Raw genomic sequence first — 25,157 nt, forward strand, 5'->3', positions numbered from 1 at the left:
AAGGTTCTTCTTATGCATCGAATTTTGGTTAGTCGCTACATAGGCAAATGGCTGGGTGGTCGCAACGGAAAATAGCAGCAGTCATTCTAAAAACATAAAGAAAAACCAGGACCCACACGCCCTGGCTTTTCTTCACGGTAAATACCATAAATTTAACTTCTTGTTTTCTGTCGGGCATTATACAATCTCCAGCATCGATTGTCAATGTCAATCTTAGAATAGTCCTGTAATCTTTCCTGTGTTATCTACATCTATTCTTTCTGCTGCAGGTACTTTCGGCAATCCCGGCATCGTCATAATATTGCCGGTCTTTGCAACGATAAAGCCTGCGCCCGCATCGATTTTCAAATCTGTTACTGTAATGTTGAACCCTCTCGGTGCGCCAAGGAGCGCCGGATTATCAGAGAAGCTGAACTGAGTTTTCGCCATACACACAGGCACATCATTAAAGCCCAGTGATTCCAACTGCGCCATCTGCTTCTTAGCGTTGCCCTCAAAGATAACGCCGTCAGCTCTGTAAATCTTCTTTGCAATCATTTCAATTTTTTCCGCAATGGAAACATTCAGCGGATATACAAACTGGAAGTGATTTTCCTGTTCGCACAGACGCAAAACTTCGTCAGCCAGCGCCAGACCGCCTTCACCGCCCTTTGCCCATACCTGAGAAAGCACTACGTTTACGCCCAGCTCTTTGCACTTATCCTCTACCATTTTCAGCTCAGCAGCAGTATCTGTCGGAAATTCGTTGATAGCAACTACAGCTGGAAGACCGAAGTTCTTTGTTACGTTTTCTACATGCTGTAAAAGGTTTGGAAGACCTTTTTCCAGTGCTTTTAGATTTTCAGCAGCAAGGTCTGCTTTTGCAACGCCGCCGTGGTATTTTAGAGCCTTTACGGTTGCTACGATAACACATGCAGACGGAGTTAATCCAGCCTTTCGGCACTTGATATCTACAAACTTCTCTGCACCCAGGTCAGCCGCAAAACCAGCTTCGGTTACGACATAATCGGCAAGCTTCAGCGCCATCTTAGTTGCCATAATGGAGTTGCAGCCGTGAGCAATATTTGCAAATGGTCCGCAGTGTACAAATGCCGGCGTCTTTTCCAGCGTCTGTACCAGGTTTGGCTTCAGAGCATCCTTCAGAAGGGCTGCAGCAGCGCCCTGTGCCTTGATATCTCTAACGGTAACCGGTTTGTCATCATAGGTGTAGCCTACGATAATGCTTGCCAGTTTTTCTTTCAGGTCGTCGATATCCTTTGCCAGACACATGATCGCCATAACCTCGCTGGCTACAGTGATTTCAAAGCCGTCTTCTCTTGGCACGCCGTTGACCTTGCCGCCCATACCATCTAAGATATAGCGCAGCTGTCTGTCGTTCATATCTACAGCTCTCTTCCAGGTAATTCTTCTAGGATCAATTCCCAGCGCATTACCCTGCTGAATGTGATTATCAAGCATAGCGGCGATCAGATTGTTTGCTGCGCCGATTGCATGGAAATCGCCTGTGAAGTGAAGGTTGATATCTTCCATCGGTACAACCTGCGCATAGCCGCCGCCGGCAGCACCGCCTTTTACGCCGAAAACAGGTCCAAGAGATGGTTCTCTCAACGCTGCCATAACGTTAACGCCTTTTTTGTGCAGCGCATCGGCAAGACCTACAGAAGTAGTAGTCTTACCTTCTCCTGCCGGGGTCGGTGAAATTGCAGTTACTAAAATCAATTTACCATCCGGCGTATCCTGCTTTTCCTGTAAAAGATTATAATCAATCTTTGCCTTGTAGTTTCCATACTGCTCAACATACTTTTCATCAATTCCAGCGGATTTAGCAATCTCTTTTATATTTGCCATTTCCACTTCCTGTGCAATCTGAATATCACTTTTGATTTCCATAGGTCCTTCTCCTTTTCATACGCTTTATATAAAATTCTTTAAAAAACTTTTTCTGTGTATCGGTGTCATACCGCATCGGGTAAGGCCTTCGTAGTGGGCTTTAGTGCCGTAGCCTTTGTTTTTCTCAAAAGCATAATCCGGATATGTCTTGCTCCATTCCGCCATCTGCCTGTCACGGGTTACTTTTGCTATAATCGAAGCCGCCGCAATAGACACACTCTTTGCATCACCTTTAATCAGGGACATCTGGGGCTTTTCCACAGCGTCGATTTTCATAGCGTCAAAGATCACGTAATCAATGTCCGCACCGAAGCGCTCTCTGAGCATGATCTCCGCATTTTCGATGGCCTGCGCCATAGCAAGTTTGGTTGCCTCCAAAATATTGATTTCATCTATAACCTGATTGTCTCTGCTGCCGATTCCCACCGCCAGCGCCTTCTCCAAAATCACCTCATAAAGCTGCTCCCGCTTTTTTTCTGATAGCTTTTTAGAGTCGTCTACGCCAATGACGTCAAAGTCTTCAGGCAACACCACCGCTGCAGCAACTACAGGTCCCGCAAGAGGCCCTCTTCCCACTTCGTCAACGCCTGCAATATATCTGTAACCTTCCCCGTAAAGCTGCCGCTCGTAGCTCAGCATTTCCTCCAGCCTGGCTTTCAGATATGCTTCTCGTTCTGCTTTTTTCATATTTGCTCCAATGTAATATTTCCAATTTTTCCGCTTCTAAATTCATCTAACACGGTCCTTGCGCACCGCTCATAGTCGATTCGCTTGCCAGGCAGGATAAAGCCCCGCTTTCTTGCGATTTCTTCCATGGTTTCAAGAGGCATGTCGCACACCGCATCCAACTTATAACGCTCTGCCAATAAGTCCGGATAGGCGTCCTGCAGCACAGTAATCAATTCCAGTGCAAGGTCTGCCACATCCAAAATTTCATCTTTGATAGAGCCGCAAAACGCCAGATTCAAACCTGCCTTGGGATCCTCAAACTTAGGCCACAAAATTCCTGGCGTATCCAAAAGCTGCATGCCATTTTTTAATGAAAGCCACTGTTTGCCTCGGGTTACCCCCGGTCTGTCACCGGTCTGAGCGCTTTTGCGTCCTGTCATTCTGTTAATTAGAGAGGATTTGCCTACGTTAGGCACACCTACAATCATCATGCGGAGAGGCTTGTTTCGCATCTGCCCTGCGTTCTTTGCCGCCTGTTCCTTGTCCAGCATTTTAAAAAGCTGGTTTACACCGCCGCCGCTCATGCAGTTCATAGCAAGGGTCAAATTGCCCTCTGCCGCAAAATGCGCTGCCCACTTGTCGTTCTCCCTTCGATCTGAAAGATCACTCTTGTTCAAAACGATAATCCGCTTCTTGTCCTTTACCAACTCATCGATAATGGGATTTCGGCTAGATATAGGAATCCTAGCATCAATGACTTCTATAACCAGATCCACAAGCTTCAGATTTTCCTGAATCAGTTCTCTGGTCTTCTTCATATGTCCGGGATACCAGTTTATATTTTCAATCATGTTTTACCTCATCTGTGTGTATTTACGCATATACAAATAGTATATCATTTCTTAGCCGTCCCGTCCACACTTTCATTTGCTAAAGAAAAAAAGGGAACCTAACGGTTCCCTTAGAAAGTTTATCTTTCTTTGCTCTTGATTTTAGCAGCTTTACCGGTTCTACCACGCATGTAGTGCAGTCTGGCTCTTCTAACATCACCTTTTCTAATCACTTCGATTTTTTCAACCCATGGTGAATGTACAGGGAATGTCTTCTCAACGCCAACGCCGGAAGCAATTCTTCTAACGGTAAAAGTCTCAGCAATTCCGCCGTTCTGTCTCTTCAGTACAAAACCTTCGAAAATCTGGATTCTTTCTCTGTTACCTTCTTTAATTTTAACGTGAACCTTTACAGTATCTCCCACGTTAAATGCAGGGACTTCTTTCTTTAAGTAATCCTGTGCAACTGAATCTAAAATATTCATTGTATAGTATCCTCCTTCCCTCCAAGACGTTCTTGTCGCTCATTTTCCTTGCGTACAGAGGACCGCCCGTAATTACAACATGAGCATTATACCATATGGGACATGGAATTGCAAGCAATTTTTGTCTATTATTAATCCACCTTGAATGTCAACAGTAAATTTGAATGGTTTCTAAAAAAAAATTACTGCATTAAAAATGCTGTAAACTGTATTAAATTGGTTCTTAAACTCTGTAAATGCACAGGAAAAATGTTTCACACAAGTGTGTAAATCCCTGCAGATTCGTTTCATTGCATGACAAAATAGGGTAAAACATTTTCTTTAATTTACTATATTCTACCCCTAATCCAACTTTTACGCATCAATAATTTTTAATTGCGTATCCCTTTATCCATAGCCCTGTCTTAAAAGTTCTTCTTGATAGCACTGTGCTGCGGTTTTTCCACCAAGGCACTTTCTCGGATAGTTATTTATCCAGTCCTCTGCCTCTTTTGCATTTTTCTTTTCCAGCTCTTTGTCAAAATCCATGCCTTTAGGAAAGAATCGTCTAATCATCTTGTTCGCAACCTCGTTAGAGCCACGCTCATGCGGTGCATGAGGATGGCAATAATACACCGAGGTTCTCTTGCCTTTTCGGTACAGTGCCTTTTCCATAGATTCAAAATCAGCAAACTCGCTGCCGTTATCTACAGTTATCGTCTGAAAAACATTATAAAATGCTGCGCCCATGCGTTTTTCAATTCGGTTTATAGCTTTCCGTACTTCATCAGTAGTATCGGCTTTCAGCACTTCTATAATCTCATAGCGAGTTTTCCGCTCTGTAAGTGCCAGTATACTCTTCCGGTTCGTCTGCTTACCTATGACCGAATCCATTTCCCAGTGTCCGAATTCCTCCCGATCGTCAACAACATCTGGGCGCTTTTCTATAGATGTACCCTTTGATGCTTTCTTTGCCTTTGTTACCTTTTTCTTTTTCTTCTTTTTTCGGCGCCGGTTTGCATCCGGCAGCTGTTCAAGGGTGAGGTTCGGGAATAAACCTTTTTCAATCCCTTTATAAACAGTATTAACAGTCACGCTTTCGCTGAACTTAAGGTTCTGATTTTTTATTTCCATCAAAACTGCTGCAGGAGAATAGGATTCTTCTACAATCTTATGTTCGATATGCTCTCTTAAAGCTTTATCCTTTTTTAACTTTGGTGTTACCCCTTTACGAGAAAGGGCAGCTCTGTATTTTTCTTCTGCCTGATCTGGACAGTATCTTGTTTCTTCTGTTAAATCAGAATTTCTATGTAGATAGGTCGCTCTCTTTATTTCGTTATAGATTGTTGCCGGACAGCAGCCTATCGCCTCTGCAATCATTTTTTTGCTGTGTCCTTTCAGCAACATTCGTTCAATTACAAGCCTATCATTCCATGTCAAATGTTCCCCTTTTTTCCGCATACTATTACTCCAATCCTTACCGCTTCTATACCCAACTATATTGCACTAGAAAAAACATTATATAATAGGTGCGCTGCATTCTCAATCTTCAATCCTTGATGCCGTAATATTCCTTAAAAGCCTCAATCACGCATTTATTTCTATCTCCTATGGGGATATTTAATAAATATCGTTTTGGCATTTCAATAAGAACGACTTCCTCATTTTTATCCCTTGTTTCCATCTGCTCTGCCGGCAGGAAAGAAATTTCGATTTGTTCCTCTTGCATCTCTTGAAAATGAGATGCAAAACATTCCTGAAGTAAATCTTTTTCATAATTCTGAAAGACTTCTTCCGCTGCAGCTGCCAGAGTTTTATTATCCATTCCTCTTTCTTTATAAAAATGAATGAATTCATTTACAATCTCCTTTTTTATATTTTTCATTAGTTACTCCATTTCTATCTCTCCATTACTTTGAATTGCCTGTTGCAGCCGTTCATATTCTCTCAAGTTGTTATATCGTTCATGCTCACGATGCAGTGTTCTTTGCAGCCAGATAAGTGCGCTTTTCAAATCGGCATTTTGCTTATGATAACCGCTTCTTCGTCCCAAAGCAGATTTCTGATTCAGGTAATTTAAGGTTTCCGCTGCATAGGGATTACCTTTCTCCGCAGATTCCTCCAGATAAGCAATCGCTTTCTCGTAATCCATTTCTGTTCCTCGTCCTCTTAAATACATGGACCCAATCCGGTAGCAGATAAATGCGTCCTTATTTTCCATCTGCAGAAATTGCTCTAGTGCCTTTGCGTAATATTCCGATGAACGAGCTAAGTTTGCTGTCGTCACCTCTCCTTTTTCATAAATGCTTCCCAAATCATATTGAGCATAAGGGTTGCCCTCATCGGCAGCTCGCTTAAGGTACAGTAAAGCCTTTGTTATATTTTTTTCAATCCCCTTTTCCGGTATGCCGTTTAAGTAGATTTTTCCTAACTGGTACATCGCAAGTATATGGTCCTGATCGGCTGCTTTCTCATAATAATCAATAGCGGCTTCATAGTTAATGTCAGTACCCTGCCCTTTTTCATACATTTTAGCAATTTGATAATGCAGCCACGCATCTTTATCTTCAACTTCCAGATACTGTGCCAGCGCTTTTTTATAATGGCTGTATGCTTCTTCCAAATCAGCTTCAACAATCTCACCTCGCTCATAAATCTGCCCCAGCTGATATGCCGCATACGCATTCCCTTTTTCCGCTTTTTTTAAGTAAGTAATACCTTTTTCTACATCTCTGTACGGGTTATCCTGGTGAAGATACAGTTGCCCTAATTGATACAATGCGAATAAATTGTCATTCTCCGCCGCTTTTTCCAAATACTCGCCTGCTTTTTCATAGTCAATAGTTGTCCCTTTTCCTTTTAAGTACATAATTCCGATTCGATAACAGGTAATTTCGTCTTTAGGTTCTACCTGCAGAAAGTTTTCCAATGCCTTTTTGTAATTATCATAGGAACGCTCCGTATCGCTTTCTGTGATTTCCCCTCTTTCATAGATGCTGCCCAATTGATACTGTGCATAAGGATTATCTCTTTCTGCAGCCAGGGCAAAATACCGTAAGGATTGTTCTGTATCTTTTTCAATATTTTCGCCTGACACACCATGCAGATAGATTTTACCTAGTTGATACATGGCAAGTGCGTTGTCCTGCTCTGCAGCTTTCTGATAGTATTTGATAGCTTCCTGATAGCTTCTTTCAGTTCCCTGACCATTTTTATACATTGTAGCGATTCGATAATATAGCGCTGCATCTTTATCATCACTTTCCAGATACTCTGCCAGTGCCTTTTTATAATAGCTGTATGTTTCTTCCGGATCAGCTTCGACAATCTCTCCTCGTTCATAAATCTGCCCCAGCTGATAGACGGCATATACATTTCCCTCTTCTGCGGCTCTCTGCAGGTATGCCAGTCCTTTTTCAATATTCCGGCTTGGGTTATTTTCACTGAGATAATGTTTTCCAAGCTGATATATCGCAAGTATGTTATTTAGATCTGCTGCTTCTTCCAAATATTCCTCCGCTTTCGTATAATCAATAGCGGTTCCCTTTCCATTCAAGTACATTGTGCCGATCCGATAAAGCATATTGTCATCCTTGTCTTCAAGAGATTCAAATATCTCCAATGCACTTTTATAATTGGCATAAGACATCTCTGCATTTTTTTCTGTGACTTCTCCCTGGGCATAAATTTGTCCTAATTTATACTGAGCATAGGGATTCTCCTGTGCTGCAGACGCCCTGTAATAGCTCAATGCTGCATCAATATCTCTTTCCACCCCTTTCCCCTGCAAATATAAATTTCCCATTAAATATTGAGCATAAGAGTGTCCTTCATCTGCAGCCGTCTGTAAAAATTCAGCTGCAGTTTCTGCATCTACGGGAGTTCCTTGTCCATATAAATACTGTTTTCCGATACGGTAAGAGCAATATTTCAAATTGCTCTCCAGCAGCGTTGTAAATCCCTCCAGCGAGTGCTTATAATACTCCTGAGCAATTTCTTCATCGGCTTCTATACCTCTGCCAAAGTGATACATATTACCTATTTCGCAAATAGCCAGGACATTTCCTTTATCAGCCAGACGGGACAGTCCCTGAAAAGCCCGCTTATAATCTTTCGATTTATAAATCAATTTCATGACATTGCTATAACCGTCTTTCCAGTCAATATAATAATCCGCTGCATTGATTGTCAGTGTTTTATCTGCAAGGTCGATTTCCTCAAGCTGTTCAGGAAAGTTTTCTTCGGAGAACTCCGGTTCTTGTTCCGGTTCTGGTATATCATCTGCATCAGGCACAAAATCTAGCTCCGGTTCTATTTCTCGTTCAGCTGGCAGATTTCTCTGCTCTTTTAGATAGGTTTTCGCTTGTGTTAAAATTTGATTCCCCATACGATACATCAAATCCTGCAGCTTGTCCTCCATATAGCTATTGTCTTCGCCGCCATACGCCCGCTTATAGTAGTTTTCTCGCTCATATAGTTTTTCTATCAACTCCGCATAATCATCTTTATGATACTTCTCAATATACATCAAACTAAGCTGGTCAATTTCACTTCTTAATGGCTTCATTGCGTTGTTTTTATAGTTGCAGATACCAAGATTATCCGGAAGCGACCTGCAGAGATTTATGAATCCCTCTCTAAAAGCTGCATCATCGTATAAGCTGGTGTCTTTCATTCTTTCCAGTATACGCTGCCTTATCAACTGATTGATTTCTTTATTGACCGTTTTATCCTGGTCTAGTTCCCGAACCACTGCACGCTTTGCAGCCCTTAAACTGCTTTCTTTGAATTTGCCAACATATTCTTCTTCCATTTTGATATTCCCATTTTCATCAAGAATGGGAATTCGCTCCATCTGCCCGGTTTCAGGATTTTCTCTTTTTGCATACTGCCATTTTCCATCAATCTGCGTTTTCTCATATTGGGCGTACAGTTTCTTTCGCCTTTCCGGATACGGCTCTACGGTCCCAACATGGACATGGATATTGTCAGTATTATAATGTATAGCTGCGGTCCACACTCCGTTTGATAATTCCTCTTTTTCAAGCATTTCGTTAATGGCACATCTTGCCGCATTTTTTAATCTTTTTTCATCAAGCTGTCCAGTTTCCACATCGTAAATGTTGACACTCTGCAGCCATTCATTATCGAAAGACAAAACAGTCTGCCACAAAAGGCTGCCATTATCCTGAGCCGTCTTAAATTCAGTTTTTAATTGTGCAACCTCTTCTTCGTCTGCAAGATTTGAATTATTCGTAAACAGCCCCGAGATTTTTTCCGGCTCTGCATAGTTCATCTCCTCTGTTTTTAATGGATTGCCCATGTAATCCATATATCCTGCAAAAATATCAAACTCTTTAAGGTGCTTCTTTTTCACTGCCCCAGGTCTATCCATATATCTTATATAACCCGAAAAATACTTTTCATCAGGCGGGCAGAATGTATTTACCACCACTACACCCGGCGTATTGCTCAACCTTACTCCCTCCTTTTCTCTTTACGACAGAACTTTACAAAGTTAATGTTCAATGGTCTGCTGAAGTTCTTCCAGCACACTGACCAGCCTTTGCATTAACATCTGGAAATCTTCATGGTCCAGCCTGTATAATTTGACAATATCATCTACAAAGTCCCTGTATTTATTGTCGATATTTTCGATGCTGTTTTTATTCGCATGGCTGTCCAAAATAGAATTTATCAGTACATTGATACTTACTTTTTTCCGCTTAGCCTCTGCTTTCAAATAGCTGTAAGTTCTTGCATCAATCTGCTTTATGCAATAAGAAATCATTTTCTTCTATTCCTCCCATCATCTTTTATTTGTTTTGCCCTGGCTATTTTTTTCTGCAGAGCCTCTCTTGACTGATGAATCACCGGCGAGCAGCTGCTGTCTACAGGATAGTTATACGGGTATCCGTACTCCATTAAAATCGTATTAAGGGCATCAAGTATAATCTGCGTATTCTGGTCTGCAGCTCTCGATGCGGCAGCTGCTGCAGCAAGAGGACCGGCAAGCTCTCTCAAAACCCGCTGGGCAATTCTTTCTTCCTGCTCTTCTCGCCGACTGTACTGGTTAATCAGGAATTCTACCGCTGCATTTTCTGTCTTAATCTGCATTTCCTCCATTACCTGACGGATAATTTTTAAGGATTTTTCAGACAGGACATAGTGTTTATGTATCAAAATATCACCTCTTTCCTCTGAATATTGATGTTCAAAAACTGTACATATCTATCTAAAAGTGATACCACCAAAAAACGCCCGGAAATCCTTTGGCACTGCCAAAGTATCACACCTGTGATACCAGATTTCCCTTATGCTCTTTCCACTGCAATCGAAGAAACGAGAGGACGAGTTTCCACCGATAGGAGGAAGCTGGGAGGAGATGGGTTCATACATCATTTCGCAGCCACCTCTCTCATAATGAAGTTAAGAAGATGCTGGGTCAGCGGGATTTCTTTTTGGAATTGAGGACGGTAAACAGGATTCCATCGACCGCCTTCTTCGACCGTAATGACACCAACATATTTGGCATCATCGAGAATATTTTTATAACGCCCCATTATGAGATTTTCCTTTTCTGCCGGAACTACGATCCAGCTTTTATTGCAGTATTTCAAATTTCCTTTTGCCTGCAAAATCACCTTTTTAATGTCATCTAGCTTAAATTCAAAGGCATTGATTTGAAAATTCTCCTGGAATTTTTCTATTGTCAGTAAATCAATGCTGCCGGTTCGCACCGGTGCTTCAAACTGGTAGCGAACCGCCCGATGATTGTAGTTGTAGTTCTCCCAAAACTTATCCCTTAATTCTTTTTCTGTTAAAAACATATCTGCTCCTATTCTTTATTGTTCACTGTACCAAAAGGAGTGCCTTTTCGGCACTCCCAACCATTCTCATTTATTCTGCTGATTCAAACTCTGCATCTTCTTCAAAGTCAAAGATTGTAACATTGACATAAAGCCTTTTTGTTTTTTTGATGTAATTATTTTCGACCTTGCCGCTAGTAATAATAATTCTATCCTTATCTACAAGATTTAAGGCATTTTCATAAGCATCGCCCACAAATCTTGCTCTCCATGAGCAGTAACGATTGTTACCGTCTTTGTCTTTTCCCTCAAAGGTACTGATAGTCGCAATAACGGTATCCTTTCGATTTTCTTCGATTTTTGCATCAAATACTGTTGCTTTTGTTTCTCCTAATTTCATGTTATTCCTCTCTTTCTGCCGGAGATTCACCGCCCCGGCTCGATCTGATTAGTATTAAATGATTTTGATGGCTTCGATACTGTCTATGTATTTTGTTTCCTCGCCGTCTTCGTCGACTTCTACTTCGCTTATAAGTACATACGGGCTATACTTTTCTTTTTCTCTTACTGTAAAATTTCTTGATTCTTCTATCGCTCTTTCGTCGGCTGCAGTTCTTGCTTCTTCCAGCGTGTCATACACTTTTGTGTTAAATCCGTCTTCGCATTTCATCGTACAAATTATGTACTTTCTCATTTTTTACCTCTTATTCTTTCTCCCGGCTCAATACTTCTCTCGCAACAGCTTCTAAACCTTTCAGCGTTATCATTCTTTCATGCCGAATTACAAGGCTTGATAAGTCTACAATGTTTGGATTATTAAATACAACCCAGTCGTTTTCGGATTCATATTCTGCCCAGCATTTCCCTGTTTCCTTGTTCATATATACGGAAAAACTATTTCCCAGCCTTGCAGAACTCCATGCCTTTGCATCTTCATAAGCTTCTTTTAATCCTATAATTTCCATTTCTTTTCCTTTCCGCCGGGGATTCACCGCCCCGGCTCGGTTTAGTATAGCTAGATTATTTCTTGAGCTTTGGACATAATCCCAAGCCACCATCAATTTCAGGTACTCGTCTATAAGCTCCAGCGTGTTTGCACTCTTCTCTCTGATCGCACCTTGTACAGTCACACTGTACATATTCTGCATAAGTCATTTTCCACCCTGTTTTCTCAAACTCTTCCTTAGTCATCTTATTCTCTCCTTTCTGTGAACACTCTACGGCATAAAGTGAAGTCTTGATGTATCCAGCGGGGCAGATGCCCCACTGCTTTTACTCTTCCTTGCGAACCCAGTCACCACAGCATTCCCAATGTACTTCTTTTATTTCTGCATTTGTACAAAAGTGCGTTTCTCTGTCATAGTAAACACAGTTAGAACAAGCTGGTCTATCTTTCTCCATTTTGGCACCACAGTTTGGACAGTAATCGGTTTCTCTATTATTTTTACAGCCACATTCAGAGCATCTGCACGATACTGAACCGTTGTCAAACCAATATCCTTGTCTTTCTTCCGCATCTTTGAAGTATAATTTAAGTGCATTATATAGATTCCAGCCTTCTTCATCTGTCAAAGTAATGCCCCGGCTCATCTTCCGATGATTCTCTGACCATGCTCGTATGTCAAATTTGACCGGTTCGCCATTCCAGACTACCCGATTCAATTCTCTCTGCCAGCCCGATTCGCACTCCTGTAATACCGCTAACTGTCTTTCTACCTCGAAAGTAATTGTCTTGTCCTGTTTACTCATGGTTCTTTTCCTCCTGCTTTTTTTCTTCCAGATCATTTGCTCTTTTTAGTTCCTTAGTCAACTTTTCAATCGCTGATACAAGCTCTGGCACAGTATACTGCGTGAAATTCTGTCCAGCTACAGTATCAAAGTAGTTCATTTTGCCATCTCCTTTCTGCGAGCACCCTGCGGTGTTCACTTTTGATAGTTGCGATAAGAGCCGCCCTGGCGGCGCACGAAAGCGACAATAAGGCATAGGGAGCAGACTTGCCGGTGGAGAAAATATCGCCGCAGGCGATATTTTACAACCGCTTGTCCCTTGCCGTTTGGAGCGAAGTGATATAATGAGCAACCAAAAGTGAACAGCAAAGATAAAAAGCTTCGTGAAGCTACCGTTTTCCCACCTGCAAATCTTTGGAGTTTCCAAAGATTTGCCCGGCTGCAGAACATTCTGCAGCCGCAGCAAATGGGCTATATGCTTATACTGCCATTGAAGATAAAGGGGCAAACCACTCATCATCTCGATAATTTTTTTCAATAATCTCTGACGGAAATATGCCACTATATTCTCTAATAAAATCGTCAATGGTATCTATAGCATTCACATAGCGATGGTGTACTTTGGTAATCAGTTCATCAGGATTTTTACCTAAATTACAGAAACAACTGGCATTCATGATAATAGCGGCAGGGTCATCGTATGTAATATCCTCTAACCATGCACTGTCTTTCGGGAAAATCGTATGGTCCATATCAAGACAAAAATATTTCGCATTCCATAAATGCCCTTTTTGCCAAATCACTACCCGTGCAAAATCATCACTGATTTCACCATCTTTGCTTCCGATTTCTTCTAATTGTTTAATTATGCTTTCCGTAACTTCTCTAATAGAATTCAAATTGAATACTCCATTTTCATTTGTTCTATCTTTTTTCATCGTTAAATTTCATTCCTTTCTGTAAATATCTCGTACTGCAAAATGAAAATTTTTGATGTATACGGCGGACATTTAGCCCGCCGCCCTCTTTACCATTGCTTTTAGGAATGGTATTCAAATTTCACAAGCCACTTTACTTTCGCTTTCTTCTTTTCTTTTAATTTCTCTTCTTTGATTCTGTTGTTATAGCAGTAAATCTTTTTATGAAATGATGCGATGCGTTCCAGTGTGCTTGCCGCTCTTAAATCTGTATGACACAATGGACATTGTTCTCCTCGCATCAGTTCCCTATTAAGCTTAGAGCCACATTGATGACAGCCGATGTACTTTGCTTTTTGATTTCGGATAGAATGACTATTGATATACTCTTTTCGTCTTTCTAGGGTTTCAGATATTTTTTTGCGAAGTTCTGCAACCTTTGCCGAATCTTCAACTTCAGAGTAATCCAGGAATTTCACTGCAATGCCGTCATACCAGCCTTTATCAATTTGACTTATATACTCTTCTGCCATCTCGTAGGTATCAAATACTTTTTCTGTAGGAACTCTGACTTCCTCTGTGCCGTAGCCATCTCCATGGTGTTCAATATAATCTCTAATATCCGCTGTTACCTGTTTCAGTGACCATGTTACTGGATAAGTGTTATGTAAAATATTGTGCATTTTTTCCTCCTTACTGTGGCGGGGAGAATTCCCCGCCATTCCCCCCCTTATGAACAAAGTAGCGTACCGCTTTGACTTTCCGCAAATTGCTCGATTGCTTCTATTTCTTCATCAGTCATAATTTCCACAAAATCAGTTTGGATATTGAAATCTGCGAGAATTTCCAAAGACGCTTCTGCAATTGATGGAGCCACTAATTCCTCCAAAACTCCACCGTCATACTCTTTTTTAGTTGAATCATAGATGGTAAAATCGTAGTTTTTTCCATGGTCACACTCTTCGCGAATATGAATATGGAAGTACCATTCCCCCTTATTGATTCTCCAGTTTAACTTATTCATCTTGCCGTCTCCTTTCTGTGAACACCCTGTGGCGTTCACTTTTGATAGTTGCGCCAAGACTGCCGCAGGCAGTCAGCTGATGCAAAAAATCTACACAGGGGACAGACTTGTCGGTGGAGAAAAATCTTTGATTTTTACAACCGCTTGCCCCTTGTAGATTTTTTCAGAAGCGGGAAAATGAGCAACCAAAAGTGAACAGCAAAAGAAAAAAAGCTTCGTGAAGCTTCCTTTCTTACACTGTTATAAAAAACCTCATGCACACGCTGTCATCAAGCCGTGCATGAGGTCACCTTTTTCTTATCTGAAATTAAACTTGAATTTCCCGTTATCACCATGGTATTCCAAGGTTAAGATAGTCCGAGCAGAATCATTTAGCTGGAACTCAATATAAGAAATATCATTCGCATAATCCTTTGTGATGAGCTTTGTGCAGACGGCTTTTGTGACATCTGCATAGAAGTCATATTTCACGAGAAAATTCTCCATTTCATTCTGCAGACTGTCTTTGTTCCCATCAAGATATAACGCTGCTAATTCATCGGAAATTTCAATTTTCAATCCCATAATCTGCTTTGCTTTTTCCGGATCAATCTCCGCACTTCCATTTGCATTCTGCTCAAGTTCCTGCAGCATAGCTTTGCGCTCTGCATCTTCTAATTCCTGTGCTGGCGGATCGGTTTCCGGTTCTGCTTCCGTAAAAAATATCATTTTTACCATCATGCCAATCAAAAAAAGGGCTAATATGATAATCAAACACCCCAGAACTTTTCGTACCTTTGGACTTTCAAAATCTATTTTCATATTCCTACCTCATAATCTTTCACAGTATTTTGCAATCGCTTCGTTGACCGTTCGCTTGTAGTCCTCAATCCGTACCCCGCTTTTCTGTGCTCTTTGACAGCTGCTGTCTATCAGACTGTAAATCTCCATAGACAGAAGCTCTTTCGGCATATTTTCAACCACCTCTGCATCGTTTTGATGCAGAATATAGTAATTATGGTAACGCCCCACGAACGGGTGCTGCACCAGTTTCTGCATAATCTGTACAATCTCTTCTCTGCTCCCTGCAGCGTGAACTTTCAAAAGTTGTATCAGGCTTTTGGCATGATGCAATACCGGAAGCATTGCCTTAGCTTTGCAAATGCCTACTATCTGAACTGGCTCTTTCTCTATAAACTTAATCTGCTCACTGGCAAGCACTCCGTATTCAATCGCTTTCCAGCCCAGCTGCTTGATATTTTCCGTCTGGACAAGAAAATAGCAGTTTTCAAACCGAAGCAGAAGCTTTAACTTCTCTGCTTTATAAGGTTCACAAAACTGCATCAGCTGTCTTTGCAGGAGCAAATCATAAATCGGTCTAAAATCTGCATTCTGGGAATTCATATATTCTGCTGCAAACTGTCCTTCCGATAAAATCGCAATACCGCCTGTATAATCACTTTCGGCGACAGTGCTTGGTTCACCGTAAATCAATTTTTTAGCGATTTCATCATAAGGCGGAAAATTGATTTCCTCCGGCAGCAGTATCTTCTCTGCTGCTGCAGAAAGGAATTTAGAAGTAGTTTTTGGAAAGGTAATCAGATGATTTCTGTAAAGTTGATATAAATGGTCCATAGCCAGATCAGCTTGCAAAGTGCTTTCCGAAATCACTTCTAAAAGCTCCACATAGTCATAAAGTGGTGGCGGCAAACTCTCATAATCATTCTTCTCTATTTCCACTATTTCACCATTTTTCAGCTGGCGCAGTGCAGAAAGGTTCAGCTCATCTTCTGAAAGTTTTAAGATACTCCCATCTGCATCACATAAACTGCCTTTGAAAACTTGCTCTCCGATTTGAATTTTCGCAGTAATGCAAAACTGATCTGCTGCTTCAATTTCCCTTTCTCTCTTTTCAATTTCATAAAGCAGCGGAAATAACCTGCAGGAATATGGACAATGCAAGCCTTTCTCCGATAACCGCTTTGAAATGGCGTTATCAATCTTCATGCAGATCCAGTTCTTCAGCTCTTTCTTTTCCGCCTCCGGAATGTCAATGGGCAGGAACCGGCTATAATCATCATTTCCGGCGCACGAAAGTTTTAGATTATACACCCGTGCGTTTTTCACTTTAATTTTTTCCATGAAATAAGAGAACCGTTCCTGTCCCTCTGCAGTCGGCTCAAATCCGTTATATAACACGGCGCCTTCCTGTGCTGCAGTCTTCACCCTCGCAAAGTTCGGTTCTTTTTCCAGCTTTTGTGTATAGAAAAAATCGGCTGGAAAATATAAAACCTGCGCTTCCTTTAGTAGAGCTGCTCCTCTCCCTTTTTTCTTCTGCAAGACTTTCTCCTGCAAAAGTTTTCGCAGCTGTGGATTGTCTGTAAGATATATTTGCTCTCCCATAATTTCACCTAAAATAAATTGGAAAATGCGCTGGTCACAGTTTCAATTACCCCACTGCGAAGCTCTGGATAAGACAGAGAAATGATGCCTACTGATGCAAGAACTGCAAGCACAATGCTTGCAATGACCCGAATCAGAATTGCCCCTGTTCTGATTAAAAACTTTCCCATGTTGGAAGTTTCCTTAATCACCACATTTTCTTCTTCCATTCCATATTTCTGTTTAAGCTCTTCCTGCTCATTTTGTGCATCAATCATCTTTGCTTTTTTATCGTAAATACTCATTAGTTCTTTTCCTTTCTCCGAAAAATACCTTTCTTTTTAGGCTGTTTCTCTACCATAGCTGCTTTTGCTTCTTCTGTCGCTTCGATTGGAATCAGTTTCTCATAAATTTCTGCACTGCTAAGAAGAAACGGATCCGGCGTATATGGCGCAAAAACAAGCACCCTGCCGTCTTTTTCCGACCAGTTTTTCATGTGTACAATCGGCTTTAAGACTTCGCTCTGCTCTGTTTCCGGTACAAAACTTAAAACGATACCAGCATCACTATAAGACGGCACTGACAAAAATCGCATCAGATAATCAAATTCTGTTGCTTTTGCCCCTGCTGTGATGATTCTGATGTCGTCCTTTAGAAATGCGGTCCGGTCAAAATCTCTGTCTAAAATATTCCCGTAGTCGTAAACATAAAAGTCATACTTTTCACTTTGTAATTTTGCAAAGGCTTCCTGACCGGCGTACATATCCACTCCTTTATAGGTTAATTTTTCAAAGCTGTTTTTGGGAACATCGTTCCAGATTCGATATTTTTCCACAAGAGTGGCATTTTGCAGCGCACCGCTGCTGCCGGAAGTATCAAGGTACTGCACATGGTTTTGCTCAATGTAGCAGGCTTTGTATCCCTTAAACTTTAGATACTGCACAATCTGCAGCGCCTGCGTTGATGTCCCCACTCTGCTCTGGCTGCCGGCAACACCAATAGAGTGGCTCTTTTTTAACTCCAGCTTTGCAGTTTCCATCAGCGCCTCTGTTTCTGCCGTTTCTTTTCGTTCATTTACATCGTAGTAGCCGCCCATATTCCGTACCAGTTGCTCCTTTAATCCGGCTGCATCGCCGGAAGAAATGAAGTTGCGAATGCCCCGTGAAAGTAATGCCTGCGCCATCACAGACTGTGCAATAAAAGACGGCATAAAAGCAATCGGCATCGCATGAAATGTATCTGCGACACCTCGAATCTCGCTTGCGACTTCTTCCGCATCATCAATAAACATATCTACATCGTAAATGATAAAATCAAAGGTCATGCTCCTCTCAAAGCGAAGTGTCAAAATCTCATTGGTGGTACTGCGTATGCTATGACTAGCCTCTATCTGCATATACCCAAGCCCTTTTTCCTTTGCGACTTCTTCCGCAAAATATCCCTTGGTTCTGCTCCCGACAAAAAGTATATCTGCCATTTTCGTCCTCCCTTAATATGTGCTTTTTAGTTCTCTCTGCAAGGAAATACGCTCTTTCAGTTCTTGCATTTCCTGCGCTGCTTTATCCTTTTTACTCTGATTGTCTGTGATTTCTGCCTGAATCTCCTGAATCTGCGCAAGTGTTTCCATTTTTTCAGCATTGGTTTGATATTTTTCCTCTGCCTTTAAGTCCTCTATCCTTGTTTTTGCATTGCGAATATTCTGGTCAAATTCAGCATTTTTCTCTAAAAGAGCATAAATTTCTTTTTCATAAAAGCCAATCCGAAGTTCGCAGGCAAGTTTGCGATACTGCTGCTCTGTCATACTCGGAATTTCCTCTACCACTTTTACCTCTTTTTTGGAAGTATACAGCCTCATTCGCTGAAATTCTGTATCCTCTCTGCCAGCTGCAGCATCTATACGAAGTGATAATTCTGTCCATCTTGGATGCAGTTTTTTAATCTTAAGTACAACAAAATTTTTATCACAAACCACAGTTTCCACTTCTGCACTGCCCATATTTTTATCCATCACAGAAAAACTGTAAGTATCCATGCCATCAGTTGCGCTGTTATGAATATCCAGTATTACCTCCTGCTCATGCCGCTCTTTATCATAAGTCCAGCTGAGCAAGGTCACCTTTCTATCATTCGCCTCGATACTGCTGCCAACTTTCGTAACCTGTATATTGTCATAACTTACAGGCAGCCACAAAGTAGAGGTAAAGAAAAAGGTATAGCCAAATACAAAAAGCAAAAAGAAACCAATCAGAAGCCGGTTCCCCTGCCGTTTCATTTTTTGATTTTTCTCCTGCAAAATCTGCTCTGTTAATTCACGATTCATCTGCATTATTCCATCTCCATATCAAGCCGCTTTCGAGTTTCTCTTATCTGCATTTTTTTAATCTGTTCTTCTTTTACATACTGAATTTTTGCTCCGTTTTCCTTTGCAATCATTAAATCATGAAACTGCTCATCTTCCAAAGTTCCATCCGGCTTTCTTACAATTAAGAGAATCTCTGCTTCACTGACATCATTTGTATAAAGCAGCTGATACCTTGTCTGCTGCTTTAGGATTTCTTTTTTTATCTCGTCTTTCGCAGAAATATACACTTTTCTGTTCATAGTTTCTTTTCTCCTCCTATGGTTTTTTCACATACTTTAGCGGATCTTTCGGCTCACCGTTGATTGTCACTGCAAAATGAAGATGCGGACCTGTAGATATACCGGTTGACCCCATGCGCCCAATCTTCTGTCCCCTGCTCACTTTTTGACCAATCTTAACAAGGATTCCACCGTTTTGCAGGTGCATATAGGTAGTCTGAATTCCATTTCCATGGTCAATTCTAATCGTATTGCCTCCGCCTCCAGAGTTTCCGGCATAGATAACTTTGCCACCGTCTGCAGCATAAATCGGAGCGCCGCTATAGGCTGCAATATCAATTGCCATGTGACTGGTGCTTGCGCCTGCTGTCGGAGCTTCCCTGTCACCAAAGTATGAGGTTATAGTACAGTTGCCAACAGTTACCCAGACCATCTTTCCTTTTGCAATTCCGCTGCCGTCTATTCTGCCGCCGTTATCGAAGCTGTAAAGGTCATACATTCCCATAAGTTCTATCAGCTTTTGACTGTAGTCTACAGCGGTTGCATAGCCGGCTTTATGTATGGCTTTTGCCCATTCATCTGCAGTTTTACAATTCTGGGTATACTTCTTATATGTTGCAGAAGAAAGCAGCTTCCCATGGTCATCAATGCTTTCTTTGACATTGTGATACTTTCTAAACTTTGCATAGATAACATAGCTTTCTCCATTTGAAGTCTGCTCTCCTGTCTGGTACTCCTTGTATCCGGCAGGTCCGATGCCTTTCATACCAAAGAGGTTATGGCACTCAAAAGCTAGTTTACTAAGTCCTCCCGGATAGTTGCCGCTGCTCTCCAGAATAATTTGCGCTAAGGTTAAACTTGCCGGCACGCCATACTTTTTTTCGCTTTCCATGGCGCCGATTACCATTTCCTGTGTAATAATTTCCGGCAAGTCCTCTATATCTATATTGCCGCCCTTTCCTTGCGAACCAACAAGAACGGGAAGCAGTGCAGCAAAAAACAGCAAAACTGCAAGGAAAGCCGCCACTATCCCTATACCAATTGCTTTTTTTACCCGAAAAAATCCTTTCATCATGCGCCTCCTGCAAAGAGCCTCTGCTCATACTGCTTTGAAAGCCATACCTTAAAATAGATATTTCGGTCGCCGGATATGGAAAGGATTGTTTCGCCCTGTCCCAGAAACGGTATCTTTTCCCGTTGCCATGGGCTGAGCATTCTGCCAAACAATTCATCAATAAGTGGCAGAACCGAGCTGTCCTGTTTGAAGATGAATTTATACTGGGTCAGTTCAAACACTACCTTTAGCCGCTCTACCGCCTCACTGCTGGCACCTTGCGGCGCATAATCTCTAAAGGATTGCGATGCCATCATAATCCCGGCAAAGTATTTTCTCGCTTCGCGCATGATAACAATAACCAGGTCAAGAATGTACGGATATTTGGTATTCACCCAGCGGTGACTTTCATCAATTAAGATGAGAGATCTCACCACATCTTCAAAGGCAACCTTTCCTGTTTCATACATTTCTTTCATCAGGCTGCCGTTGGCAACACAGTTGTCCCAGCAAAAATAGACCATGTTAAACAGCTGGGCAACAAAGATGTTGTCCATATCCTTAATGGTGGATATGTCAAAGGTTACAATCTTTTCATCAACAATATTGTCAATGGTGGTATGCCCGTCAAACATCTGCCCATAGTTTCCAACGAGGGTAGATAACGCCTTTGCAATATCGTGCATCTGATGTACTTCATCTACAATCAGACTTTTTTGTGCATCGTTTGCCGTTTCAGCTTCGTTTGACTTTCTCTCAATCTCGTTTTTGATAAAAGACAGCAGGTCCGAAAATGTTGGATACCGATTTGCAGGCAGTCCTGTAATGCGGTTCTTTCCATTTGGTACCAGGTCGTATTCCTCATAAAGAGAACGCAAAATATTTTCCAGTTCGATGATGTTTCTATCGGTGGCGCTTGGCACAAGGCAGCGATAGAATACACCGACCTTGGAAATGTGTCTGCCGTAATTGGTGCGCTCGTCATCACCAGAACGCAGAATTTCCAATGGATTCAGCATACCGCTGTTTCCGTCGCATTTTATAATCTTGCCTCCGAACTCTCTGGTCAGATTCGTAAACTCTCCGGATATGTCAAAGCACCGGATAAAGTCCCCTCGTTCTGCCCTGCTTCTAAAGCGTTTTTTCAGGAATGTGGATTTACCGCTTCCCATGTCCCCGATTGCAATCGTGTTATAATGCTTTCGCCGTTCTGTCTTTGCAAATTCGTTATATACAACAGCTCCGCCACAGTTTGTAAAGCCCAGCAGGCTGCCGTCTTTATCATCAAGAGATGAAAAACGGAACGGATAACCGCCTGCGATTTGCTCGGTCATCAGGCTTAGACCTTTCATGGCAAAAGGTTCTCGCATTTGCGTTGTGTAACTTTGAAAAATGGATTTCCATTCCCGTTCGCCCTCGTTAAGCATAACGGTAGGCATGAAATCATCACCCTCCATATTTTTCATAATTTCGCCGCATTTCTCCTCGACACCGACAAGGCTTTTACCGGAAACAAAAATACGAAAGTGCATCATCTTGACAACTTCGCCCATAGACTGCACTTCGTCGTACATCTTTTCCAGCTGATGCTGCCTCTTTTTTGCATCGTAAATTTCCTCATAATCCACCGCATTTTTTTCTCGGCTGTATTCCTCCTGTAAAGCCTTGTTGATATTGCGTTTCACCTCGTTTTTATCTCTCGTAGATATATCAATCATAGAGATACAGTCCTGCTGCTGCGTGATATGGGACAACCAGAAATCCTTTAAGGTTGTCGGCAGACGGTATATGTGAACAATCTTTGTGTAGCCATCACCGGTAATGATATAATTCGGCTCCTTAAAGGTAATGCCGCCCTGCGGCTGAATATATGAAAACAGAGGAAGATCTATCCGTTCTTCCTCTGTCTGAGCTTCGACAGATACAGCTTCCTGCATCTGCGCCTCTGCTTCATCCCATGCCTGTTCTTCCTGCTCATTCTGTGTAACTAAAGAATTCATGTTGCACAATTTGTATAAAATCTGGATTTTTTTCTCCATAGAAATTCGTCTTACGCTTTCGCCAAGAATTCGTATCTGCTTCATGTGGTCATAGTGTTCTTCCAGGCTTTTACTTAGAACCATGAAATAATACTCTCTCTTGCGTGTCCCTTTATCCACTTTTTCAAGTTCAGAAATACTTAAACTGTTCCATTTTTTGTGAATTGGATTTGCTGTTTCCTGACGCTTTTTCGCCCAGTATTTTTGCTGGGCAAGCGTGTTAGTCGGAAAGTTCATGGTGATAATCTTCAGGTCATCTTTGTAAAGCTTTAGAAACTTTGCAAAGTCAATCATTAACATCTGAATTTCATCTTCCATCATGTTGTCGATGTCATCGGCAGTTTTTTCAATGATTTCAAGATAGCTTCCATCTTCCAGAACAAAAGCATTTGCGTGGTCATCATAGTAGCGTATCGGTAAAATATCCTTATTGCTCTTTCTTAGCTTTTCTTCTTTTTTCGTGTTCTTCTTAGTTTTCTTTTTCTGCTTCGTCTTCATCATCATCTTCCCCCTCATAAAGCGCATGGTAAATGTTAATATCATGTCGCAGCATTAAAAAAATGCTTTCATAGTTTCTTCTCTTTCGGTTGAAGTTGCTCTTAACCGTAAGAAAAATACAAAGTGCAGCCGAAAAGATATAGTAAAGCACTTTCAGTTTTTCGTGTACGAATGTGCTGAATACAATGCAAACACCCATATAGCCAACGCAAAAGAAAAAGTCAGCAACCTCAATATTTTTTGTAACTTTATTGGGGCTTTCAATTTCTTCTGTTACTAGATACTTCATATTTTATCGTTCTCCTTTCCCATATTCATTTTTTTATCACCGTCTTCTTTATTATCATCTGCAGGCATTCTGTGCAGAATACTTCCTTTATACTGCGGTTTGCTCGTTCTTAGACTGCTTTCTCGCTGCTCAAATTGTTTTTCCTGCATCAGCTTATCCCAACGGTCTTCTTGACGGTCTTCCTGATTTAAGGAAGTATTTCTGCTATCCTTTCCTGGTTTTGCAGTATGGGCGTCTTTGCTTTCCATTTCTGCAAATCCTGATTCCCCGCTCTGCTGAACGCTCTTCTTATCAGTATCTTCTATTGGGTTTTCTACCGCAGCATTTTCCATAAAAGCAGTATCCTTTCCTATCTGCTCATCTGAACGGTCTGCCGGATTCACATGGTCCTCATCTCTCGCCTGCGGGTTATCTTCCATAAATGCAGCGTTCTGCACTTCTGGCTGGTTTTCACCATGTAAGCCGTGCGTATCTTCCTTATCCTTATCATCATCGTCCATAAAGCTGGTATCAGTAAACCCGGCGTCACTCTGCGGTATACCTTTTTCATCACCTTTTACCGCAGCTGCGCCTGCTACTGCGCCCATTCCTGCAGCAGCTGCCATATTTTCTTGCTCGCTGCCTTTTCCATCTGCCTTATGTTCTCCGTTTATTCCGTTATTTTCAGCATTGTTACTGGTATCATTGTCCATAAAGGAAGTATCTGTACCTGCGGCATCTGGCGCACCATTTTTATGTGTATCATAAATTTCCTTGCCTTTTCTGCCAGCCGCTGCGCCAATATGTCCTGCTGCAGAAGCTGCATGACTGGCGCCTCTTAGAATAGATCTTCCGCCATGTGCAGCAGCGCTTCCAAATTTATATGCAGCAATCATTCTGCCTACAGAAGACTGCAGACCAACATCCATGCCCAGCAGTTTTTCTACAAGGTTTGGACCGTCAATCACAGAAAGCGCAATGAATATTCCAATAATCGCAGATGTAAGAGAATTGTCCACTTTTGCTTCGACAAATGCCTGCATCATATAAAAGAGTTTCAGGCATACGGTCGTCATTAAAAGCGTGATATAGCTGTCCCTGATGAATACAAGAATCCTGGCAATTTTCTGCCCGCCGGAAAGTTCTGCAGAATACAGATATGCAGCCAGCCTTGCAAAAAGCAGTTCAAACTCAATTCTCACGCATTTGTATGATAATGCGATGTATATAATCGCCAGCGATATAAGCTGCAGAAGCGCAGGCAGAAAATCCATCTTATACCGATAGTAGAAATTGTTGCCTACATCAGTCCATGCAACGCCGTTATATATTTCTTTCAGACCGTAGGATTCACCATCTCCGCCGGTTGTCAGTTTCTTGGAGAGAATGTCCTTTGCATTTTCATCTGAGAACTCATATAAATCATCATCTGGATCTAGCACTTCGGCGTAGTCAATGATGTTTAGCTTTTCTTTATTTAGAGTTGCATGAGGCAGGTTGTTTCTATTGTCTTGATAGTTAATTGCACTCATGCCTAGCTTTTGATCTAAGTAGTAAATATCATAAAAATGGGAAGACACCATGCTGTAAACGCCGGTATCCGCTACATCTTCACTGACCGTGTCTATCCCTTGTTTCAGGTCTACTGCAATATTGTTCATCTGCTGGAATACAAGAGTTGAACAGGTTACGCAAAGACAGGCGATGCAGATGTTTATGATAATTTTCGGCTTCTTTTCATGGTTGAACATTAGCATGATGCCAAGGGCAAAGAGCGATACTGCCATCAGTGCGATAAAAAGAGGCTTGAAAGAATCCACAAAAGTATTAACCTTATCCCATGTGGAAATATCTACAAGCCCAAATGTAATATCATATAGCTGCTGGCAGGCATCGGTCAGCGTTACAATAAGCTTGAAAAGGAACCACCCAATTGTCCTTAGCCCGCTTACTATGATGTTATTGCCATAAAATAGTTCTGCGTTATGTAGAAAAAAGTCAATCAATTCAGTTTTACTCAAAGTTT

At 41.6% G+C, this 25,157-nt stretch carries 29 protein-coding genes; all 29 read right to left on the reverse strand.

Annotated features, from left to right (window positions below; translation table 11 throughout):
• Window positions 1-213: 213 nt before the first annotated feature.
• Window positions 214-1,890 carry a formate--tetrahydrofolate ligase gene (locus tag D1151_RS03030; RefSeq protein ID WP_202620372.1) on the reverse strand — a complete coding sequence of 559 codons (1,677 nt, stop codon included), beginning with the start codon at window positions 1,888-1,890 and terminating at the stop codon, window positions 214-216.
• A gap of 24 nt (window positions 1,891-1,914) precedes the next feature.
• Window positions 1,915-2,577: a ribonuclease HII gene (locus tag D1151_RS03035; RefSeq protein ID WP_161907891.1), complete on the reverse strand. Its 663-nt coding sequence runs from the start codon at window positions 2,575-2,577 to the stop codon at window positions 1,915-1,917.
• Window positions 2,574-3,410: a ribosome biogenesis GTPase YlqF gene (gene ylqF / locus D1151_RS03040; RefSeq protein ID WP_160201145.1), complete on the reverse strand. Its 837-nt coding sequence runs from the start codon at window positions 3,408-3,410 to the stop codon at window positions 2,574-2,576. The genes D1151_RS03035 and ylqF overlap by 4 nt, the downstream gene beginning before the upstream one ends.
• A gap of 119 nt (window positions 3,411-3,529) precedes the next feature.
• A complete protein-coding gene (gene rplS / locus D1151_RS03045) occupies window positions 3,530-3,874 on the reverse strand; it encodes a 50S ribosomal protein L19 (protein ID WP_160201146.1) in 345 nt (114 codons plus the stop codon).
• A gap of 387 nt (window positions 3,875-4,261) precedes the next feature.
• Window positions 4,262-5,314 (reverse strand): IS30 family transposase, encoded by a 1,053-nt coding sequence (locus D1151_RS03050; protein WP_161907892.1) that lies wholly within the window; start codon window positions 5,312-5,314, stop codon window positions 4,262-4,264.
• Between the two features lie 88 nt (window positions 5,315-5,402).
• The gene (locus D1151_RS03055; protein ID WP_161907893.1) at window positions 5,403-5,738 is read right to left on the reverse strand and encodes a hypothetical protein; all 336 of its coding nucleotides are present in this window, start codon (window positions 5,736-5,738) and stop codon (window positions 5,403-5,405) included.
• A 3-nt stretch (window positions 5,739-5,741) separates the two neighbouring features.
• Window positions 5,742-9,329: a MobP2 family relaxase gene (mobP2, locus tag D1151_RS03060; protein WP_161907894.1), complete on the reverse strand. Its 3,588-nt coding sequence runs from the start codon at window positions 9,327-9,329 to the stop codon at window positions 5,742-5,744.
• A gap of 42 nt (window positions 9,330-9,371) precedes the next feature.
• On the reverse strand, window positions 9,372-9,644 hold the full coding sequence (locus D1151_RS03065) for a hypothetical protein (protein WP_161907895.1): 273 nt from the start codon (window positions 9,642-9,644) through the stop codon (window positions 9,372-9,374).
• Window positions 9,641-10,036, reverse strand: a complete 396-nt coding sequence (locus D1151_RS03070; protein ID WP_161907896.1) for a hypothetical protein — start codon at window positions 10,034-10,036, stop codon at window positions 9,641-9,643. The genes D1151_RS03065 and D1151_RS03070 overlap by 4 nt, the downstream gene beginning before the upstream one ends.
• Window positions 10,037-10,084: 48 nt before the next feature.
• Window positions 10,085-10,255 carry a hypothetical protein gene (locus D1151_RS03075; RefSeq protein ID WP_161907897.1) on the reverse strand — a complete coding sequence of 57 codons (171 nt, stop codon included), beginning with the start codon at window positions 10,253-10,255 and terminating at the stop codon, window positions 10,085-10,087.
• Entirely contained in the window at window positions 10,252-10,683 is a 432-nt protein-coding gene (locus tag D1151_RS03080) for a hypothetical protein (protein WP_161907898.1), read from the reverse strand. The genes D1151_RS03075 and D1151_RS03080 overlap by 4 nt, the downstream gene beginning before the upstream one ends.
• Before the next feature lie 70 nt (window positions 10,684-10,753).
• On the reverse strand, window positions 10,754-11,062 hold the full coding sequence (locus D1151_RS03085; protein ID WP_161907899.1) for a hypothetical protein: 309 nt from the start codon (window positions 11,060-11,062) through the stop codon (window positions 10,754-10,756).
• Window positions 11,063-11,116: 54 nt separating this feature from the next.
• Complete coding sequence (locus D1151_RS03090; RefSeq protein WP_161907900.1) at window positions 11,117-11,356, reverse strand: hypothetical protein; 240 nt, start codon at window positions 11,354-11,356, stop codon at window positions 11,117-11,119.
• Between the two features lie 10 nt (window positions 11,357-11,366).
• Window positions 11,367-11,810 carry a hypothetical protein gene (locus D1151_RS03095; protein WP_161907901.1) on the reverse strand — a complete coding sequence of 148 codons (444 nt, stop codon included), beginning with the start codon at window positions 11,808-11,810 and terminating at the stop codon, window positions 11,367-11,369.
• Between the two features lie 124 nt (window positions 11,811-11,934).
• Entirely contained in the window at window positions 11,935-12,411 is a 477-nt protein-coding gene (locus tag D1151_RS17125) for a PC4/YdbC family ssDNA-binding protein (RefSeq protein ID WP_161907902.1), read from the reverse strand.
• Entirely contained in the window at window positions 12,404-12,550 is a 147-nt protein-coding gene (locus D1151_RS03105) for a hypothetical protein (protein WP_161907903.1), read from the reverse strand. The genes D1151_RS17125 and D1151_RS03105 overlap by 8 nt, the downstream gene beginning before the upstream one ends.
• Before the next feature lie 319 nt (window positions 12,551-12,869).
• Window positions 12,870-13,328 carry a hypothetical protein gene (locus tag D1151_RS03110; protein WP_161907904.1) on the reverse strand — a complete coding sequence of 153 codons (459 nt, stop codon included), beginning with the start codon at window positions 13,326-13,328 and terminating at the stop codon, window positions 12,870-12,872.
• 101 nt (window positions 13,329-13,429) lie between these two features.
• Window positions 13,430-13,990, reverse strand: a complete 561-nt coding sequence (locus tag D1151_RS03115) for a hypothetical protein (protein ID WP_161907905.1) — start codon at window positions 13,988-13,990, stop codon at window positions 13,430-13,432.
• 47 nt (window positions 13,991-14,037) lie between these two features.
• Window positions 14,038-14,331 carry an LPD16 domain-containing protein gene (locus D1151_RS03120; protein ID WP_161907906.1) on the reverse strand — a complete coding sequence of 98 codons (294 nt, stop codon included), beginning with the start codon at window positions 14,329-14,331 and terminating at the stop codon, window positions 14,038-14,040.
• A gap of 297 nt (window positions 14,332-14,628) precedes the next feature.
• Window positions 14,629-15,132 (reverse strand): hypothetical protein, encoded by a 504-nt coding sequence (locus D1151_RS03125; RefSeq protein ID WP_161907907.1) that lies wholly within the window; start codon window positions 15,130-15,132, stop codon window positions 14,629-14,631.
• A 9-nt stretch (window positions 15,133-15,141) separates the two neighbouring features.
• Window positions 15,142-16,713, reverse strand: coding sequence for a DNA topoisomerase (locus tag D1151_RS03130; RefSeq protein WP_161907908.1), 1,572 nt, complete (start codon window positions 16,711-16,713; stop codon window positions 15,142-15,144).
• Between the two features lie 8 nt (window positions 16,714-16,721).
• The gene (locus D1151_RS03135) at window positions 16,722-16,997 is read right to left on the reverse strand and encodes a hypothetical protein (protein WP_161907909.1); all 276 of its coding nucleotides are present in this window, start codon (window positions 16,995-16,997) and stop codon (window positions 16,722-16,724) included.
• The gene (locus D1151_RS03140) at window positions 16,997-18,169 is read right to left on the reverse strand and encodes a hypothetical protein (protein ID WP_161907910.1); all 1,173 of its coding nucleotides are present in this window, start codon (window positions 18,167-18,169) and stop codon (window positions 16,997-16,999) included. The genes D1151_RS03135 and D1151_RS03140 overlap by 1 nt, the downstream gene beginning before the upstream one ends.
• A gap of 12 nt (window positions 18,170-18,181) precedes the next feature.
• Complete coding sequence (locus tag D1151_RS03145; protein ID WP_161907911.1) at window positions 18,182-19,018, reverse strand: hypothetical protein; 837 nt, start codon at window positions 19,016-19,018, stop codon at window positions 18,182-18,184.
• The gene (locus tag D1151_RS03150; RefSeq protein WP_161907912.1) at window positions 19,018-19,293 is read right to left on the reverse strand and encodes a hypothetical protein; all 276 of its coding nucleotides are present in this window, start codon (window positions 19,291-19,293) and stop codon (window positions 19,018-19,020) included. Before D1151_RS03150 ends, D1151_RS03145 begins: the two co-directional genes overlap by 1 nt.
• A gap of 16 nt (window positions 19,294-19,309) precedes the next feature.
• Window positions 19,310-20,344, reverse strand: coding sequence for a peptidoglycan DD-metalloendopeptidase family protein (locus tag D1151_RS03155; protein ID WP_161907913.1), 1,035 nt, complete (start codon window positions 20,342-20,344; stop codon window positions 19,310-19,312).
• Window positions 20,344-22,866, reverse strand: a complete 2,523-nt coding sequence (locus D1151_RS03160) for a VirB4 family type IV secretion system protein (protein ID WP_161907914.1) — start codon at window positions 22,864-22,866, stop codon at window positions 20,344-20,346. The genes D1151_RS03155 and D1151_RS03160 overlap by 1 nt, the downstream gene beginning before the upstream one ends.
• Complete coding sequence (locus tag D1151_RS03165) at window positions 22,835-23,152, reverse strand: DUF5592 family protein (RefSeq protein WP_161907915.1); 318 nt, start codon at window positions 23,150-23,152, stop codon at window positions 22,835-22,837. The genes D1151_RS03160 and D1151_RS03165 overlap by 32 nt, the downstream gene beginning before the upstream one ends.
• Window positions 23,149-25,152, reverse strand: a complete 2,004-nt coding sequence (locus D1151_RS03170; protein WP_161907916.1) for a pLS20_p028 family conjugation system transmembrane protein — start codon at window positions 25,150-25,152, stop codon at window positions 23,149-23,151. Before D1151_RS03170 ends, D1151_RS03165 begins: the two co-directional genes overlap by 4 nt.
• Window positions 25,153-25,157 lie beyond the last annotated feature (5 nt).

This window comes from Emergencia sp. 1XD21-10, from assembly GCF_009936045.1.
Lineage (GTDB): Bacteria > Bacillota > Clostridia > Peptostreptococcales > Anaerovoracaceae > Senimuribacter > Senimuribacter intestinalis.